We start from the raw sequence: 15,156 nt of genomic DNA on the forward strand, positions 1-15,156 counted from the left end.
CTACGGCCCGTTTTCCTCTTCTCCGTACGAACCCTACACAGGTGTAATTATGACTTTGAAACTTGGCGTCATCGGTACAGGTGCAATTGGTCAGGAACATATTCGCCGCTGCAGCCATGTGCTGCAGGGCGCCCAGGTGGTTGCCGTCTCTGACATCAATGTCGAAGGCGCGCGTGCCGCACTGCAGCGCCTGAACATTGAGGCGGAGGTATTCGAAAATGGCCACGACGTGATTCAGTCTCCGAATGTTGATGCGGTGCTGGTCACCTCATGGGATCCGACCCATGAAGAGTTCACCTTAGCGGCGATTGCAGCCGGTAAACCGGTGTTCTGTGAGAAGCCGCTGGCGATGAGCGCTGAGGGCTGCCGCCGGGTCGTGGATGCAGAGATTCAGGCGGGTAAACGCCTGGTGCAGGTCGGCTTTATGCGTCCCTACGATGCGGGCTACCGTGCACTGAAAAAAGTAATCACCGATGGCGATATCGGTGAGCCGCTGATGCTGCACTGCGCGCACCGCAACCCGACCGTGCCGGAGAACTACACCACGCCGATGGCGATCACTAACACCCTGATCCACGAGCTGGATGTGCTGCGCTGGCTGACAAACGATGACTATAAAACGGTGCAGGTGGTCTTCCCGCGCGTCACCTCGAAGTCACACAGTCAGCTGAAAGATCCGCAGATCGTGCTGTTCGAAACCCAGAAAGGGGTTCGCATTGACGTCGAGATCTTCGTTAACTGCGCTTACGGCTATGACATCCAGTGTGAAGTGGTGGGCGAAGAGGGGATTGCGCGCCTGCCAGAGCCCTCTTCGGTGCAGCTGCGCAAAGAGGCCCGCCTGTCGAACACCATTCTGGTGGACTGGAAAGATCGCTTTATCGAGGCGTATGACGTTGAGCTGCAGGCGTTTATCAACGACATCAAAGCGGGCCAGTTGACCGGTCCGTCCGCCTGGGATGGCTTCGCCGCCTCAGTCGCCGCCGATGCCTGTATCAAAGCGCAGAACAGTGGTGCGATTGAGCCGGTAGAGATGCCGCCGCGTCCTGCTTTCTATAACTGATTTAGCTGTCTATGCGGCATGGCCGCTCTCCGCCTGGGAATAAGATAATGAACAAAGAGAATGTAAAACTGGCGATCGCACCGATCGGCTGGACCAACGATGACATGCCGGATCTCGGCAGTGAGAATACCTTCCAGCAAACCGTCAGTGAGATGGCGCTGGCTGGCTTTACCGGCAGCGAAGTAGGCAGCAAATATCCCCGCGATCCGGCGATCCTGAAACCGATGCTCGACATTCGCGGCATCGAAATCTGCAACGCCTGGTTCAGCACCTTTTTCGCCAACGGCGACAAACAGAAAACCATCGAACAGTTCATCGAGCATATGAACTTCCTGCATGCGATGGGCGCGCGGGTGATTGGCTGTTCTGAGCAGAGTAAAAGTATTCAGGGCACCACGCTGGCGGTATTCGAGCAGAAAGCGATTTTCAGCGATGAAGAGTGGCAGTTAACCGCGGAAGGCTACAACGAACTGGCCCGCATCGCCGCGGAGAAGGGGATGCGCGTGACGCTGCATCACCACATGGGCACCGGTATTCAGACCACGGAAGAGATTGATCGGTTTATGGAGATGACCGACGAGCAGGTCGGATTGCTCTATGACACCGGCCACGTCTACTACTCCGAAGGCTCCCAGCAGAAGATGCTGGCGGTTCTGGAAAAATATCTGCCGCGCATTTTCCACGTTCATCTTAAGGATGTGCGTGATGAGGTGGTCACTGAGGTGCGTGAGAACCATCTCTCGTTTCTGGAAGGGGTGAAGAAGGGCACCTTCACCGTACCGGGCGATGGCGTGATCGACTTCAGACCGGTGTTCAAAATCCTGGATGATTACGGCTATAAAGGCTGGATGGTGGTTGAAGCGGAGCAGGATCCGGCACTGGCCAATCCGTTTGAATATGCGGTGAAAGCGCGGAAATATATTCGCGAGAATGCAGGTCTATAAAAAGCCCTTCTGACCGAAGGCTGGCTTCCCAGACGTACAGGGAAGCCAGCCGTCTGGTTTACTTCAGCGTAATGCTTTTCACAATGTTGTCAGCATCGCTCTGCGCCTGCTGCTGATTATCACCTGGCAGCGTAATCTGCAGTGTCACCAGTTTGCCATCCACTTTCGCCAGAACCACTGAAGACCATGAGGTCTGGTTGTTGGCAGAAATCACGGTATCCAGCTGCTGTGCGGGCTGATCTTTCAGCGTCACAGATTTGTTCGACACCACCTGCAACTGCGGATCGCGGTTACGCTGCTGCTGTTCCATGCGCTGCGACAGCACATCCAGACCATCATTGGTCGGGTCACCGGCAATCACAATAATTGCGCGGGCACCGGTTTCATCAGCATAAACGTGCATGTTAGTGGTCTGCGAACCCAGTTTACCGCTTTTATCGGACATGCCTGGTGGCAGCGAGAAGCTCAGTTTGCCATCCATCAGCGTGACGGTTTGCGCCGACTGACTGGCGCTGACGCCGTTATCATTCGCCGCTTCATCTTTCTTCTGGTCACAGGCCGCTAAGCCGAGTACCAGTAAACCCATTCCTACATATTTCACCAGGTTGCGCATCAGAATCCCTTTTTTCAGTTTCCAGTCAGTCATTAATACAACAGGAATCAGGTTGCAAACGCAACCTGATGATTGTCAGAAGATCTTAGCGGGTAATGGCGGAAAATTGTATGGCGGGTTAGCGCCTGGCCAGTCAGATTTGTCAGTCTGAACCTGATCAGTGCTCACACAGGCTGCTTTAGCAACCTGTACGCCCGACAGGACGGCCCTGAAGGGGCGAGCACAGCGAGTCATCCACACGTACTCCCTGTACGTTCCGGTTATTGCGCACTGTCCGTGTCCAGACTGCCTGCACCCATTACGCCTGATGGAACAAACTCTTAGCCGAAATTTACCTGACGGGCGGTCTGGCGTTCAGCCAGACGCTTCAGCGCCGCGTTGAGCAGCACGCCGTAGGCGGGCAGGAAGAAGACCATGCAGATCAGCACTTTGAAGCTGTAATCCACCAGGGCAATCTCAACCCAGTGCTGAGCCATAAACGCATCGGGGCTTTTATAGAAGGCGATAAAGAAGAAGGCCAGCGTATCGCTGATATTCCCCAGGAACATAGCGCAGCCCGGCGCAATCCACCACTGTGGCAAGCGACGCAGACGGTTGAAGACATGAACGTCGAGGATCTGACCCAGCGCATAAGCCATAAAGCTGGCGCAGGCGATACGGGCAACAAACAGATTCATCACTTCCAGTGCCTGCCAGCCCTGCCATTCACCCTGATAGAACAGCGCCGAGACACTGTAAGAGATAAACAGCGCCGGGATCATTACGGCCAGAATAATGCGTCGGGCCAGCGGTGCGCCAAAAATACGCACGGTGAGATCGGTCGCCAGGAAGATAAACGGGAAGCTGAATGCACCCCAGGTGGTGTGGAAGCCAAACACTGAAATGGGCAACTGAACCAGATAGTTACTTGAAGTGATCACCAGCAGGTGAAACAGCGATAACCAGAAAAGCGCATGCATACGCTGACGTGAAGAAAATGCGAGCATATTCAACCTTTTTAATGTTGGGGTGAGGGAACCCATTGCGGGACGCCGTTCGGGCAGCGCCTGGCAGTTTTATGAGCAAAAAACGGCGGCATCTTACCGCGTTGTGCTTTTTATGCAATGGTTAATTTTAGCGCAATCGTTATCGCCTTGCTTCACCGCCAGCACGCGCTAGAATGAGCGCCCCTTACCTGAACCGAGTTGATTATGAGCGATGCTTTTTCCTCTGCCGACCATCAGCTGGATGCCCGTGGCCTGCGTTGCCCGGAGCCGGTGATGATGGTGCGCAAAACCGTACGCAGCCTGCAGGATGGCGAGACGTTGCTGATCATCGCCGATGATCCGGCCACCACGCGCGATATTCCCGGCTTCTGCCGCTTTATGGAACATGGCTTGCTGGCGCAGCAAACCGACACGCTGCCCTATCAGTTTCTGATCCGCAAAGGCATGGCGGGTTAACGACAGCCGTACAGGCCGCCGTTAACCTCACTCTTCTGATCAGTAGCCGCCTGCTCAGGCGCGGCGACGCAGTAACCTCAGCGCGTTGGCGGTGACCAGCGCGGTCGCACCCGAATCCGCCAGCACCGCCAGCCAGAGTCCGGTCAGACCCAGCAGGGTTGTAACCAGGAAAATCGCCTTCAGCCCCAGCGCAATACCGATATTCTGACGGATGATGCGCCGAGTCCAGCGTGCCAGCGCAATCATCGGAGCCAGATTGCTGAGCTGATTACGCGTCAGGGCAGCATCGGCCGCTTCCAGCGCCACATCGGTGCCGCTGCCCATCGCAATGCCCAGCGTTGCCGCTTTCATTGCTGGTGCGTCGTTAATGCCATCCCCGACCATCGCCAGCGGCTGTTGCTGACTCAGTTCACGGATCGCCGCGACTTTATCGGCGGGCAGCAGACTGGCGCGATAATCAATATCCAGCTGGCGGGCTATGGTCGCCGCAGCGCGCGGATTGTCGCCGGTGAGCATCAGGCTCTCAATACCCAGCTTTTTCAGCGCCTTTAACGCCTCGACGGCATCGTCGCGCAGCTGATCGCGCAGAGCCAGCGCACCCAGCGCTTCGCCATCGCGCATCAGCACCACCAGAGTTTCACCTTCAGCTTCCTGTTGCGCTATCTGCGCATTTTGCTGCGGCGTCAGACCGGGCGCATGGCCGGGCGTCAGCAGCTGAATCTGCTGGCCAGCGACTTTCGCGCTGATGCCGCGTCCCGCCTGCACCTGCTGATCCTGCGCGTCAGGAATCACCAGATCACGCGCCTGCGCGGCCGCCACGATAGCGCTGGCCAGCGGATGGGTGGCACCCTGTTCTGCAGCGGCGCTCAGCGCCAGCATCTCTGACTCGCTGGTCGTGCCAAACCGCAGGATCTGCGTCAGCTGTGGCTTGCCCAGCGTCAGGGTACCGGTTTTATCAAACGCCATTCTGCGCACCGAACTCAGCCGCTCCAGCGCCGCACCGCCTTTGATCAGTGCGCCCTGTCGCGCCGCCGCAGCCAGCCCGGAGGTAATGGCTGCAGGCGTGGAGATCACCAGCGCACAGGGGCAGCCAATCAACAGCAGTGTCAGCCCTTTGTAGATCCACGGCTGCCAGTCGCCTGCACCGAGCAGTGGCGGCACCACCATCACCAGCAGCGACAGCAGCATGACCAGCGGCGTGTAAATACGGCTGAACTGGTCGATAAAGCGTTCGACCGGCGCACGATGTGTTTCCGCTTCTTCAATCAGTTGCAGGATACGGTCGATCGCGCTTTCACCCGGCTTCGACACCACTTCCAGCATCACCAGCCGATCAACACTGGTGGCACCGGCGAGAATTTTTTCGCCGCTGGCCCGCGTTACCGGCAGCGATTCACCGGTCAGCGCGCTCTCATCGAAACTGGCAAGCGGACTGATTAAGCTGCCATCGACCGGCAAGCGGCTGCCCGCCGCGACTTCAATCACATCGCCGGGTTGCAGCGCCGCAAGTGGTACCTCAGTCCGTTTGCCCTGTTCAAGACGAATCGCCGATTCAGGGCGCAACGCCATCAGGCTGGTAACGCCGCTGCGCGCCCTGGAGGCGGCATAACTTTCCAACTGCTCGCCCAGCTGAAACAGCACCAGCACCATTGCGGCTTCAGCGTGTGCGCCAATAATCAGCGCGCCAGCTGACGCCAGCGTCATTAATGTCTCAATGGTAAAAGGCGATCCGCTGCGCAGACGCTGCCAGGCGCCGCGCGCCACCGGGATCAGGCCGACCAGCGTGGTCAGCACAAACAGCCGATCGCCCCAGGCGGGCGCGAAGTAGCTGAGAATGCTACTGGCAAGCACCAGCAGCGCCAGCAAAATCAGCATCCGGTTATGTTGCCAGCCCGGCGTAGCGGGGGATGTGGCCGACGTGGCTGATGGGGTTGCGAGCTGGAAGCCGGCTTTTTTCACCGCCTGTTCAACGGCGTTTTGTACATCCTGGTCAGCGTTGACCACCAGTTTCTCGCTGCTGAACAACACACGGGCGTCGGTCACGCCACTTACCTGACGGACAGCGGTTTCAATGGTGCGGGCACACGACGGGCAATCCATCCCGCTGACCTGCCAGCTAAAGGGATAACTGTCGGCGCCTCGCCGGTCACTTTCCTCAGCGGGGTCGGCGTCGTTGCCAGGGCTGCAGTTGCTGTCACAGCAACAGCCTGCCGTTTCCGCAGGTACAGGCGTGGCGGCGTGAATAGAAAGGGAGCGGGGGCGGGCCTGGCGAACCTGGCACAGCGGTGTTGCTGCGGCGTGACTGGCACGGGGTTTGCCGCAGCCACAGGCGTGATGTTGATGCATATGACCTCCAGAGTGTAAGAATAGTGGGATGAGCAACGCAGCCCATCCTTTATCCTACACTCTGGAGTTAACTCCAGAGTCAAGGCTATTTTTCAGACGACCCACAACGAGCGCACGATCATAAAGTGACCGGCGAAGTAGCAGGCGGCGACAATCGCGCTGTCGGCGGAAAAGCGGCGACGATAGTGTGAGATAAACCAGACGGCGTTGGCCAGCAGCAGCAGACCGGCACCAACCATGATCGAGAAGCTGTAATCGGTCGGGCGGAAGAAGTACTGTTCGGTCGCTATCCAGGTCATCACCAGCGTCATGCCGATAAAGGTGCAGACAGGCCAGCGCAGATCTTCCAGTCGGCTCCAGATGACGCCAATCAGGGCGGCACCAATGATGAGCAGCGTCAGCGGAATCGGCCAGAAGAAGGTCATGGTCATGCTGGCGGCGAAGCAGAGGGTATAAAGCAGGTGCGACAGGAAGAAAGCCCCGATGGCATAGAGCATCTGCTGACGCGGCAGCAGCGTTAACGCATCACCGACCAGCGTCGCGACCAGACCGGCCAGAATCAGGTAGTCCGTAGTCTGCAGCACCGGTGCCTGCCAGGCCAGGCCGACGAGCAGCAGCAGCGTGACCGGTTTAAACAGCCAGCGTTGCCATTGCGGGCCGCGATAGGTGGCATCGACATAGAGCCAGCCGGAGAAAAGTACAGCGAGGAAAGACCAGAGCATTGTTTCTCCCTTTTTTACTCAAAATGGTGAAAGATCCCAAAATATCACTTCCAGTTTAGGTTAAGCCTCTGCGATGTGACAATCAGGCAACTCTGGTTGTATGCTTTGCCGCCTGATTAATCATCCCGCAGGCCCGAGATCGCTATGAGCAAACCGCCGCTAATTTTTATTATCGTTCTGGCAATTATCGCCGTACTGGCAACCCGTCAGTTCTTTAAGCAGCGCCGGGAAGTGGCGGTAAATGACGCTTCACCCGAGCGTTCTCTGCAGGTTGAGGTCAAAACCAAGCGTGAATTTCCTTCTCCCAATCGCCGTTCACGGCAGCGCGAAGTGATCGCCGGGGAAGAGATGCGCTATGAGGTGCTGTTTCATCCGCTGAACGGTGCCAGCGACATCAAAGTGCAGCTGAAAGAGGGGGAATATCATCAGCTGGATAAAGGCGCGAGAGGCGAGTTGAAGATGCAGGGCACGCGCTTTATCAGCTTCACGCCCCTGCAGTAACCGGCGGGCATTGCGCCCGCCCGGGATTATTTCTTGCGTGGGAAGTTTTTCTTCTGCCAGGCGACCAGTTCAAACACCCCGAACAGAAACACTTTGGCCTGGGTGACGCGGTCAATCGGCGGCGCATCTTTGGTCTGCGTGGTGCGCAGTAACACCAGCTGCAGACCATGCATCAGGATCATGAAAATAAGCGCAACGTTAATAAAATAAGTCAGCGGTTTAGGGTAGGGATGAATCAGGTTAGCCAGCAGAAATCCCCATACGCATAGCATCAACAGACGCCCCAAATTAAGTAACATCCTGCGTCTCCTGTTGACGTTGATACAAACGATAAGCCACTTGTCCGGCTATTTTCTCGCGATAAAGATCCCACTCTGGCGGCACCGGCGGTGCGCCATTTTCCACTTCACTTTCGACGTAAATCAGCGCCTGATCGGCCAGCCAGTGATTCTGCTCCAGCAACTGTAACGTCTGTTCCAGCAATCCCTGACGAAATGGCGGATCGATAAACACCACATCGAACGGTTCGCCTGGTTGTGCCAGCCAGTTTAACGCATTGGTCTGAATCACGGTGCCATTACTGGCGCGCAACGTCTGCAGATTTTTTGTCAGCTGCTGCGCCACCGGACGTTCCAGCTCCAGCAGCGTTGCCGATCCCGCGTAACGCGACAGGGCTTCCAGTCCTAATGCGCCGCTACCGGCAAAGCAGTCGAGGCAGCGCGCTTCTGGCAGCACCGGGGCCAGCCAGTTAAACAGCGTCTCACGCACCCGATCGGTGGTCGGGCGCAGTCCGGCGCTGTCCGGCACCGGCAGTTTGCGTCCGCGCCACTGGCCGCCAATGATGCGAATCTGCCCGGCACCGCCTGTACTGCGGGGGTTTTTATTCATCTTGCTCACAACTCGTCATAATTTGTTGCGTAGTTTAACGGGCGAATCGGTGAGAAGAAACGTTAAAAAAGGGTGCTGTGGTGAGCTGGCTGGAAAGTGTTAGACTACTGAGTTGCTGAAGTCATGCATTATTCTGCGGTTTACGCCGGTCTGGCGCTGACCAACTTTCATTGATTTACCCCTGGAAACCATGCGCGACCGGGACAAAGCCATCGAGGAGTGTCGTCACACAATGGCAAAAGAGAAAAAACGTGGCTTTTTTTCCTGGCTGGGATTTGGCAAAGAGGAAGAGAAACAACCTGTCGCGGAGGAGCAGACACAAGAGGTCGCAGAACCCGCACAGCAGCAGGCAGAACAGGAAGCCCCGGCATTAAGCCAGGCTGAAGCACAAGCGGAAGAGACTGTCGTTATCACCGAAACGGTGGCCGGACAGCAGCGCGAGGCGGAAGTCACCGCGGCAGCGCCGCATGAACCGGCACCCGCGTTGCTGGATGAGGCTGAGTCGATTGAGGCCGATCCTGAAGCGCTTCTGGAAGTCTCCGCACCTGAACATGACGCGACGCCGGTGATTGACGCCGACGACGTGGTCACGCCGATCACTGACGAGGCTCCGGCAGATGCGCCGTTAAGCGAAGAAGAGCTGACCGCGCTGGCGCTGGGCGACGCCCTGATCGTTGAAACCCCGGACAGCGAAGCGGAAGCGCCATTAAGCGAAGAAGAGCTGACCGCGCTGGCGCTGGATGACGCCGGGATCGTTGAAACCTCGCACAGCGAAGCCGAAGCGCCGTTAAGCGATGACGCGCTGACGCCGGACGAGGCTGCGATCGTTGAAACGCCGGACAGCGAAGCGGAAGCACCGCTGACCGAAGAAGAACTGACCGCGCTGGCACTGGGCGACGCCGACGTCACTGACGCGGAACCGGCAGAAACGGTATCCGATACTGTCAGCGATCTCCCGCTGGCCGCCGCGCCACTCATCGTGCAGGAGCAGGAGCGACCCAGCAAAGAGGGCTTCTTTGCCCGCCTGAAGCGCAGCCTGGTAAAAACCCGTCAGAATCTCGGTTCCGGTTTTATCAGCCTGTTCCGTGGCAAAAAGATTGATGATGAGCTGTTTGACGAGCTGGAAGAGCAACTGCTGATTGCGGATGTGGGTGTGGATACCACGCGCCGCATCATCACGCATCTGACCCAGCAGGCAAACCGCAAGCAACTGCGTGACGCGGAAGCGCTCTACGGTCTGCTGAAAGCGGAGATGGCCTCGATTCTGGCAAAAGTGGATGCGCCACTGGATGTCTCAGGCAAAACGCCGTTTGTCATCCTGATGGTTGGTGTTAATGGCGTAGGTAAAACCACCACCATCGGTAAACTGGCGCGCCAGTATCAGGCCGAAGGCAAATCCGTGATGTTAGCGGCTGGTGATACCTTCCGCGCCGCGGCTGTGGAGCAGCTGCAGGTGTGGGGTCAGCGCAACAACATTCCGGTGATTGCTCAGCACACAGGTGCAGATTCCGCTTCGGTGATCTTCGATGCTATTCAGGCGGCTAAATCGCGTGGCGTTGACGTGCTGATTGCCGATACCGCGGGTCGTCTGCAGAACAAATCGCACCTGATGGAAGAGCTGAAAAAAATCACCCGCGTGATGAAAAAACTGGATGATTCAGCGCCACACGAAGTGATGCTGACGCTGGATGCCAGCACCGGACAGAATGCGGTCAGCCAGGCCCGACTGTTTAATGAAGCCGTCGGCGTGACCGGGATTGCGCTCACCAAGCTGGATGGCACCGCCAAAGGCGGCGTGATCTTCTCGGTGGCCGATCAGTTCGGTATTCCGATTCGCTACATCGGCGTCGGTGAAGGCATTGAAGATTTACGGCCGTTTAAGGCGGAAGATTTTATTGAGGCACTGTTTGCCCGAGAGGACTAATTAGGATGATTCGCTTTGAAGAGGTCAGTAAGGCATATCTCGGCGGACGTCAGGCGCTGCAGGGGGTAGATTTCCGTCTGCGTCCCGGCGAAATGGCGTTTCTGACCGGCCACTCTGGTGCCGGTAAAAGTACCTTGCTGAAGCTGATTTGTGGCATTGAGCGCCCGAGTGCCGGAAAAATCTGGTTCAGCGGCCATGACATTTCCCGTCTGCGTAACAGCGAGGTGCCTTTCCTGCGTCGTCAGATCGGCATGATTTTCCAGGATCACCACCTGCTGATGGATCGTTCGGTTTATGACAATGTGGCAATCCCACTGATTATCTCCGGTGCCAGCGGCGAAGACATTCGTCGTCGCGTTTCGGCGGCGCTGGATAAAGTGGGTCTGCTCGACAAAGCGAAGAGTTATCCGATTCAGCTTTCTGGCGGTGAACAGCAGCGGGTGGGCATCGCCCGTGCGGTGGTGAACAAGCCCGCCGTGCTGCTGGCCGATGAACCGACCGGTAACCTTGACGACGCGCTGTCAGAAGATATTCTGCGCCTGTTCGAAGAGTTCAACCGCGTCGGCGTCACCGTCCTGATGGCGACGCATGACAGCGGCCTGATTGCCCGACGCAATTACCGGATGATGACGCTGAATCAGGGACGCCTGCACGGAGGCCACGATGGTCAATAAACGCATTAAACGTCCGGCTGCGCCGAAAGCGAAACAGCAGTCGAAGAGTAAAGCGCTGAAGGGCGGCTGGCAGGAGCAGTGGCGCTATGCGCTGCGCGGCACGCTTTCTGATATGTGGCGTCAGCCGCTGGCAACCCTGCTGACGGTGATGGTCATCGCCATTTCACTGACGCTGCCCAGCGTCTGCTACATGGTGTGGAAAAACGTCAGCCAGGCGGCAACGCAGTGGTATCCGGCGCCGCAGTTAACCGTTTATCTCTCCAAAACGCTGGATGACACGGCGGCAGAAAACGTGGTGGCGCAACTCAAGCAGGTGGAAGGCGTGGATAACGTCAACTACCTGACGCGGGAAGAGGCGCTGAACGAGTTCCGCAACTGGTCAGGCTTTGGCGGCGCAATGGATATGCTGGAGCAGAATCCGCTGCCTGCGGTGGCCATCATCACACCTAAGCTCAATTTCCAGAACTCAGACACCATGCAAAGCCTGCGCGATCGGGTGACCAAAGTGCAGGGCGTGGATGAAGTGCGGATGGATGATAGCTGGTTTGCGCGCCTGGCGGCGCTGACCGGGCTGGTGGGACAGATCGCCTCAATGATTGGCGTGCTGATGATCGTGGCCGTCTTCCTGGTGATCGGTAACAGCGTCCGGCTCAGCATCTTTGCCCGACGCGACACCATTAACGTGCAGAAATTGATTGGTGCCACTGACGGCTTTATCCTGCGTCCGTTCCTCTATGGCGGCGCGCTGCTGGGCTTCAGCGGGGCGGTACTGTCGCTGCTGCTGTCGGAAGTGCTGGTGCTGCGTCTGCAGTCCGTTGTGGCCAGTGTGGCGACGGTATTTGGTACCACCTTCTCACTGGAAGGCTTCTCGTGGGATGAGGCGCTGCTGCTGTTACTGATTGCGGCGATCATCGGCTGGGTGGCTGCGTGGCTGGCAACGGTACAACATTTACGTCGATTTACGCCGCAGTAAACGCCTGCAACATTTTTTTGTTATAATGGTCCTCTGCTACCGATGGCGGGTGCAGAGGATAGTTCCCCTCTTCCCTTCCTGTCATCTGTGTGTAAAATATTCACCGCTATAATTGAACTTGTGGATAACTTTACCACTCTAAGTAGCACAGATTGCTTTCGGATTCCGCGCGACGTTGACGTAATGTATCGTCTGCGCAGGGAAATGTGCGGCAATTCCACTGAATTTGTGAGGGTTTGAATGACCAAAGAAATGCAAACTTTAGCTATTGCTCCTCTTGGCAACCTGGAGTCTTACGTCCGGGCGGCGAATACCTGGCCGATGCTCTCGGCAGAAGAGGAAAAAGCGTTGGCTGAACGGCTGCATTACCAGGGCGATCTGGATGCGGCAAAGACGCTGATCCTGTCTCACCTACGCTTTGTAGTTCATATCGCTCGTAATTACTCCGGCTACGGTCTGCCACAGGCTGACCTGGTCCAGGAAGGCAACATCGGCCTGATGAAAGCGGTACGTCGCTTCAACCCCGAAGTGGGTGTGCGTCTGGTTTCGTTCGCCGTGCACTGGATTAAAGCGGAGATTCACGAATACGTGCTGCGTAACTGGCGTATTGTGAAAGTCGCGACCACTAAAGCACAGCGTAAGCTGTTCTTTAACCTGCGTAAAACCAAGCAGCGTCTGGGCTGGTTCAATCAGGACGAAGTCGAGATGGTTGCGCGTGAGCTGGGCGTAAGCAGCAAAGATGTGCGTGAAATGGAATCGCGTATGGCCGCGCAGGATATGACCTTTGATATGTCTGCCGACGACGAGAGCAGCGAAGGCCGCTCTATGGCACCCGTGCTTTATCTTCAGGATAAAACCTCTGACTTTGCTGACGGCATTGAAGAGGACAACTGGGATGCGCACGCGGCTGACAAGCTGAGCTATGCGATGGAAGGTCTGGATGAGCGTAGTCAGCACATCATTCGCGCCCGCTGGCTGGACGAAGACAATAAAACCACGCTGCAGGAGCTGGCCGATCAGTACGGCGTGTCAGCCGAACGTGTCCGGCAGCTGGAAAAGAACGCCATGAAGAAACTGCGTATGGCGATCGAAGCGTAACGTACTTCGACATCTCAAGGGGCGACTTTATGTCGCCCTTTTTGTTTTTCTGCGTCTGACTACTCTACCGCCAGTATCCAGCCATCACTCTGCGCCCTGAAGCCACACGCCTGCATAAAGGCTGCCCGCACCTGCTGATCGTCACTGCCATCATCGGCAATCCACCAGTCAGCTATCGACCCATTCTGCCGGATCGTCTCCTCCAGTAAATAGTGTCCCACTCCACGTCGCCGGGTGACATCGCGCACCGACAGCCGGTGAATCTTGCCGTGGATCCCGGAAATTTCCAGCTGCAAAGCCGCCAGTAAGCGATCGTTAAAGCGCGCAGCATAGAGACGATGGCGCTCATCCAGCTGCTGCTCCAGTTTTTGAATCTCAAGATCCGGCCAGATTTTGCCAAGATCGATGCGGTCCTGCGCGGTCAGCGTGGTTAAACGCTGGATAGTAAGCTTCATAACAAAAACCTCTGTAACAGGGGAAAGTGCAGCGAAAGTGTACAACCAGAGTGCTACCACATTTTCACCAATAAAACAGGTCAAAAGGTGGCCTGGATGCCAGGATGATAGTTGTAAACAGGGATAGCAGGCGATCAATCCAGCATAACGCGCTGGAAAAGTGGTGAAAAACCGGCCGTTGCCTCCAGTGTATTATGCTGTTTCACTCAGTCAATTCTGAATATGTCAGTTGATTTACAGAAGAAACTTCCTGTTTAATAACCTGAAAAATAAAGCCTTATTACTAAAAAATGTCAGAAAAGCACGCTAACTCCTTCATGCTTAATCAGTTTTCGGCTTTATCTGGCAGCGCAAACACTCACAACATACACGACAAAACAAATGGGGTAGTCAGGATGAAAATGAAAGGTCGCGCATTACTGGCGGGATGTGTAGCACTGGCGATGAGCCATGCGGCGCTGGCTGAAGATATCAAAGTGGCGATTGTCGGCGCAATGTCTGGCCCGGTGGCACAGTACGGCGACATGCAGTTCGCCGGTGCGACTCAGGCAATTGAAGATATCAATGCCAAAGGCGGTGTTAACGGCAACAAACTGGTTGCGGTGAAATATGACGACGCCTGTGACCCGAAACAGGCGGTTGCGGTCGCGAACAAGGTGATTAACGACGGCATCCGCTACGTGATCGGCCATCTCTGCTCTTCATCCACCCAGCCCGCTTCTGACATCTATGAAGATGAAGGCGTGCTGATGATTACCCCGGCGGCGACCGCACCTGACCTGACTTCCCGCGGCTATAAACTGATTATGCGCACCACCGGTCTCGACTCCGATCAGGGGCCAACCGCCGCGAAATATGTGATGAGCGAACTTAAACCGCAGCGCATCGCTGTGGTCCATGACAAACAGCAGTATGGCGAAGGCCTTGCGCGCTCCGTACAGGAGAGCCTGAAAAAGCAGGGCGCCAATATCGTGATGTTTGAAGGTATCACCGCTGGCGATAAAGATTTCTCTACGCTGGTGGCGCGCTTCAAGAAAGAGAACGTTGATTTCGTCTATTTCGGCGGTTACTACCCGGAAATGGGCCAGATCGTGCGTCAGGCACGTGCTGCGGGCCTGAAAACCCAGTTTATGGGACCAGAAGGCGTGGGTAACGCCTCGCTGTCGAACATCGCCGGTGCCGCATCTGAAGGCATGCTGGTGACCCTGCCGAAACGTTACGATCAGGTTGAAACCAACAAACCGATTGTTGACGCGCTGAAAGCGAAGAAACTGGATCCGACCGGGCCGTTCGTCTGGACCACTTATGCTGCACTGCAGTCGCTGGCAACCGGCATGGAGCGCAGCAAGAGCGCTGAGCCGGACGCTATCGTGAAAAACCTCAAGGAAGGCGCTGCGGTGCCAACCGTGATGGGCAACCTGAACTGGGATGAGAAAGGCGATCTCAAGGGCTTTGAATTCGGCGTCTTCAAATGGCACGCCGATGGCACCTCGACTGCTGTGAAGTAAACCAGGCT

General features: G+C 56.6%; 16 protein-coding genes. 9 read left to right on the forward strand and 7 right to left on the reverse strand.

Annotated features, from left to right (window positions below; translation table 11 throughout):
• Positions 1 to 49 precede the first annotated feature (49 nt).
• Both iolG and iolE read left to right on the forward strand, forming a co-directional pair.
• Positions 50 to 1,060, forward strand: coding sequence for a bifunctional inositol 2-dehydrogenase/D-chiro-inositol 1-dehydrogenase (gene iolG / locus AC0T7J_RS15820; protein ID WP_033780961.1), 1,011 nt, complete (start codon positions 50 to 52; stop codon positions 1,058 to 1,060).
• Positions 1,061 to 1,107: 47 nt separating this feature from the next.
• Positions 1,108 to 2,004 carry a myo-inosose-2 dehydratase gene (iolE, locus tag AC0T7J_RS15825; protein WP_473795298.1) on the forward strand — a complete coding sequence of 299 codons (897 nt, stop codon included), beginning with the start codon at positions 1,108 to 1,110 and terminating at the stop codon, positions 2,002 to 2,004.
• Positions 2,005 to 2,062: 58 nt separating this feature from the next.
• Here iolE and AC0T7J_RS15830 read toward each other — a convergent pair whose 3' ends face one another.
• Together AC0T7J_RS15830 and AC0T7J_RS15835 are read right to left on the reverse strand one after the other, a co-directional pair.
• On the reverse strand, positions 2,063 to 2,617 hold the full coding sequence (locus AC0T7J_RS15830; protein ID WP_010253333.1) for a DcrB family lipoprotein: 555 nt from the start codon (positions 2,615 to 2,617) through the stop codon (positions 2,063 to 2,065).
• A gap of 320 nt (positions 2,618 to 2,937) precedes the next feature.
• A complete protein-coding gene (locus AC0T7J_RS15835; protein ID WP_010253331.1) occupies positions 2,938 to 3,603 on the reverse strand; it encodes a 7-cyano-7-deazaguanine/7-aminomethyl-7-deazaguanine transporter in 666 nt (221 codons plus the stop codon).
• 204 nt (positions 3,604 to 3,807) lie between these two features.
• Between AC0T7J_RS15835 and tusA the strand changes: the two genes are divergently transcribed.
• The gene (gene tusA, locus AC0T7J_RS15840) at positions 3,808 to 4,059 is read left to right on the forward strand and encodes a sulfurtransferase TusA (RefSeq protein ID WP_010253330.1); all 252 of its coding nucleotides are present in this window, start codon (positions 3,808 to 3,810) and stop codon (positions 4,057 to 4,059) included.
• A gap of 54 nt (positions 4,060 to 4,113) precedes the next feature.
• Here the strand turns inward: tusA and AC0T7J_RS15845 are convergent, their stop codons facing one another.
• Both AC0T7J_RS15845 and AC0T7J_RS15850 read right to left on the reverse strand, forming a co-directional pair.
• Positions 4,114 to 6,405, reverse strand: a complete 2,292-nt coding sequence (locus tag AC0T7J_RS15845) for a zinc/cadmium/mercury/lead-transporting ATPase (protein WP_473795299.1) — start codon at positions 6,403 to 6,405, stop codon at positions 4,114 to 4,116.
• 92 nt (positions 6,406 to 6,497) lie between these two features.
• On the reverse strand, positions 6,498 to 7,127 hold the full coding sequence (locus AC0T7J_RS15850) for a lysoplasmalogenase (RefSeq protein ID WP_031594234.1): 630 nt from the start codon (positions 7,125 to 7,127) through the stop codon (positions 6,498 to 6,500).
• Between the two features lie 144 nt (positions 7,128 to 7,271).
• Between AC0T7J_RS15850 and AC0T7J_RS15855 the strand changes: the two genes are divergently transcribed.
• Positions 7,272 to 7,628: a DUF2500 domain-containing protein gene (locus AC0T7J_RS15855; protein ID WP_473795300.1), complete on the forward strand. Its 357-nt coding sequence runs from the start codon at positions 7,272 to 7,274 to the stop codon at positions 7,626 to 7,628.
• Positions 7,629 to 7,654: 26 nt separating this feature from the next.
• Here the strand turns inward: AC0T7J_RS15855 and AC0T7J_RS15860 are convergent, their stop codons facing one another.
• Together AC0T7J_RS15860 and rsmD are read right to left on the reverse strand one after the other, a co-directional pair.
• Positions 7,655 to 7,927 carry a DUF1145 family protein gene (locus AC0T7J_RS15860; protein ID WP_031594235.1) on the reverse strand — a complete coding sequence of 91 codons (273 nt, stop codon included), beginning with the start codon at positions 7,925 to 7,927 and terminating at the stop codon, positions 7,655 to 7,657.
• Positions 7,917 to 8,516, reverse strand: coding sequence for a 16S rRNA (guanine(966)-N(2))-methyltransferase (rsmD, locus tag AC0T7J_RS15865; protein WP_010671526.1), 600 nt, complete (start codon positions 8,514 to 8,516; stop codon positions 7,917 to 7,919). The genes AC0T7J_RS15860 and rsmD overlap by 11 nt, the downstream gene beginning before the upstream one ends.
• 232 nt (positions 8,517 to 8,748) lie before the next feature.
• Here rsmD and ftsY point away from each other — a divergent pair, with 232 nt between their 5' ends.
• The 4 genes from ftsY (at position 8,749) to rpoH (ending at position 13,185) form a co-directional block, all read left to right on the forward strand.
• Positions 8,749 to 10,440 (forward strand): signal recognition particle-docking protein FtsY, encoded by a 1,692-nt coding sequence (gene ftsY, locus AC0T7J_RS15870; protein ID WP_473795378.1) that lies wholly within the window; start codon positions 8,749 to 8,751, stop codon positions 10,438 to 10,440.
• 5 nt (positions 10,441 to 10,445) lie between these two features.
• Positions 10,446 to 11,114, forward strand: a complete 669-nt coding sequence (ftsE, locus tag AC0T7J_RS15875; RefSeq protein WP_003852197.1) for a cell division ATP-binding protein FtsE — start codon at positions 10,446 to 10,448, stop codon at positions 11,112 to 11,114.
• Positions 11,104 to 12,087 (forward strand): permease-like cell division protein FtsX, encoded by a 984-nt coding sequence (gene ftsX, locus AC0T7J_RS15880; protein ID WP_010253316.1) that lies wholly within the window; start codon positions 11,104 to 11,106, stop codon positions 12,085 to 12,087. Before ftsE ends, ftsX begins: the two co-directional genes overlap by 11 nt.
• A 240-nt stretch (positions 12,088 to 12,327) precedes the next feature.
• Entirely contained in the window at positions 12,328 to 13,185 is an 858-nt protein-coding gene (gene rpoH, locus AC0T7J_RS15885; protein ID WP_010253314.1) for an RNA polymerase sigma factor RpoH, read from the forward strand.
• A gap of 59 nt (positions 13,186 to 13,244) precedes the next feature.
• On the opposite strand, the gene panM is transcribed toward rpoH, so the two are convergent.
• Positions 13,245 to 13,640 carry an aspartate 1-decarboxylase autocleavage activator PanM gene (gene panM, locus AC0T7J_RS15890; RefSeq protein ID WP_473795301.1) on the reverse strand — a complete coding sequence of 132 codons (396 nt, stop codon included), beginning with the start codon at positions 13,638 to 13,640 and terminating at the stop codon, positions 13,245 to 13,247.
• 395 nt (positions 13,641 to 14,035) lie between these two features.
• Here panM and AC0T7J_RS15895 point away from each other — a divergent pair, with 395 nt between their 5' ends.
• Positions 14,036 to 15,148 (forward strand): branched-chain amino acid ABC transporter substrate-binding protein, encoded by a 1,113-nt coding sequence (locus AC0T7J_RS15895; RefSeq protein ID WP_473795302.1) that lies wholly within the window; start codon positions 14,036 to 14,038, stop codon positions 15,146 to 15,148.
• The last annotated feature ends 8 nt before the right edge of the window (positions 15,149 to 15,156 follow it).

It is taken from the genome of Pantoea sp. E956-1, from assembly GCF_982223955.1.

Bases quoted from the DNA above. Each gene is read 5' to 3' on its own strand.
- tusA (WP_010253330.1), top strand. From the start codon at position 3,808: ATGAGCGATGCTTTTTCCTCTGCCGACCATCAGCTGGATGCCCGTGGC.
- AC0T7J_RS15830 (WP_010253333.1), bottom strand. From the start codon at position 2,617: ATGCGCAACCTGGTGAAATATGTAGGAATGGGTTTACTGGTACTCGGC.
- ftsX (WP_010253316.1), top strand. From the start codon at position 11,104: ATGGTCAATAAACGCATTAAACGTCCGGCTGCGCCGAAAGCGAAACAG.
- AC0T7J_RS15860 (WP_031594235.1), bottom strand. From the start codon at position 7,927: ATGTTACTTAATTTGGGGCGTCTGTTGATGCTATGCGTATGGGGATTT.
- ftsY (WP_473795378.1), top strand. From the start codon at position 8,749: ATGGCAAAAGAGAAAAAACGTGGCTTTTTTTCCTGGCTGGGATTTGGC.
- rsmD (WP_010671526.1), bottom strand. From the start codon at position 8,516: ATGAATAAAAACCCCCGCAGTACAGGCGGTGCCGGGCAGATTCGCATC.
- AC0T7J_RS15835 (WP_010253331.1), bottom strand. From the start codon at position 3,603: ATGCTCGCATTTTCTTCACGTCAGCGTATGCATGCGCTTTTCTGGTTA.
- panM (WP_473795301.1), bottom strand. From the start codon at position 13,640: ATGAAGCTTACTATCCAGCGTTTAACCACGCTGACCGCGCAGGACCGC.
- ftsE (WP_003852197.1), top strand. From the start codon at position 10,446: ATGATTCGCTTTGAAGAGGTCAGTAAGGCATATCTCGGCGGACGTCAG.
- rpoH (WP_010253314.1), top strand. From the start codon at position 12,328: ATGACCAAAGAAATGCAAACTTTAGCTATTGCTCCTCTTGGCAACCTG.
- AC0T7J_RS15845 (WP_473795299.1), bottom strand. From the start codon at position 6,405: ATGCATCAACATCACGCCTGTGGCTGCGGCAAACCCCGTGCCAGTCAC.
- iolE (WP_473795298.1), top strand. From the start codon at position 1,108: ATGAACAAAGAGAATGTAAAACTGGCGATCGCACCGATCGGCTGGACC.
- AC0T7J_RS15855 (WP_473795300.1), top strand. From the start codon at position 7,272: ATGAGCAAACCGCCGCTAATTTTTATTATCGTTCTGGCAATTATCGCC.
- AC0T7J_RS15895 (WP_473795302.1), top strand. From the start codon at position 14,036: ATGAAAATGAAAGGTCGCGCATTACTGGCGGGATGTGTAGCACTGGCG.
- AC0T7J_RS15850 (WP_031594234.1), bottom strand. From the start codon at position 7,127: ATGCTCTGGTCTTTCCTCGCTGTACTTTTCTCCGGCTGGCTCTATGTC.
- iolG (WP_033780961.1), top strand. From the start codon at position 50: ATGACTTTGAAACTTGGCGTCATCGGTACAGGTGCAATTGGTCAGGAA.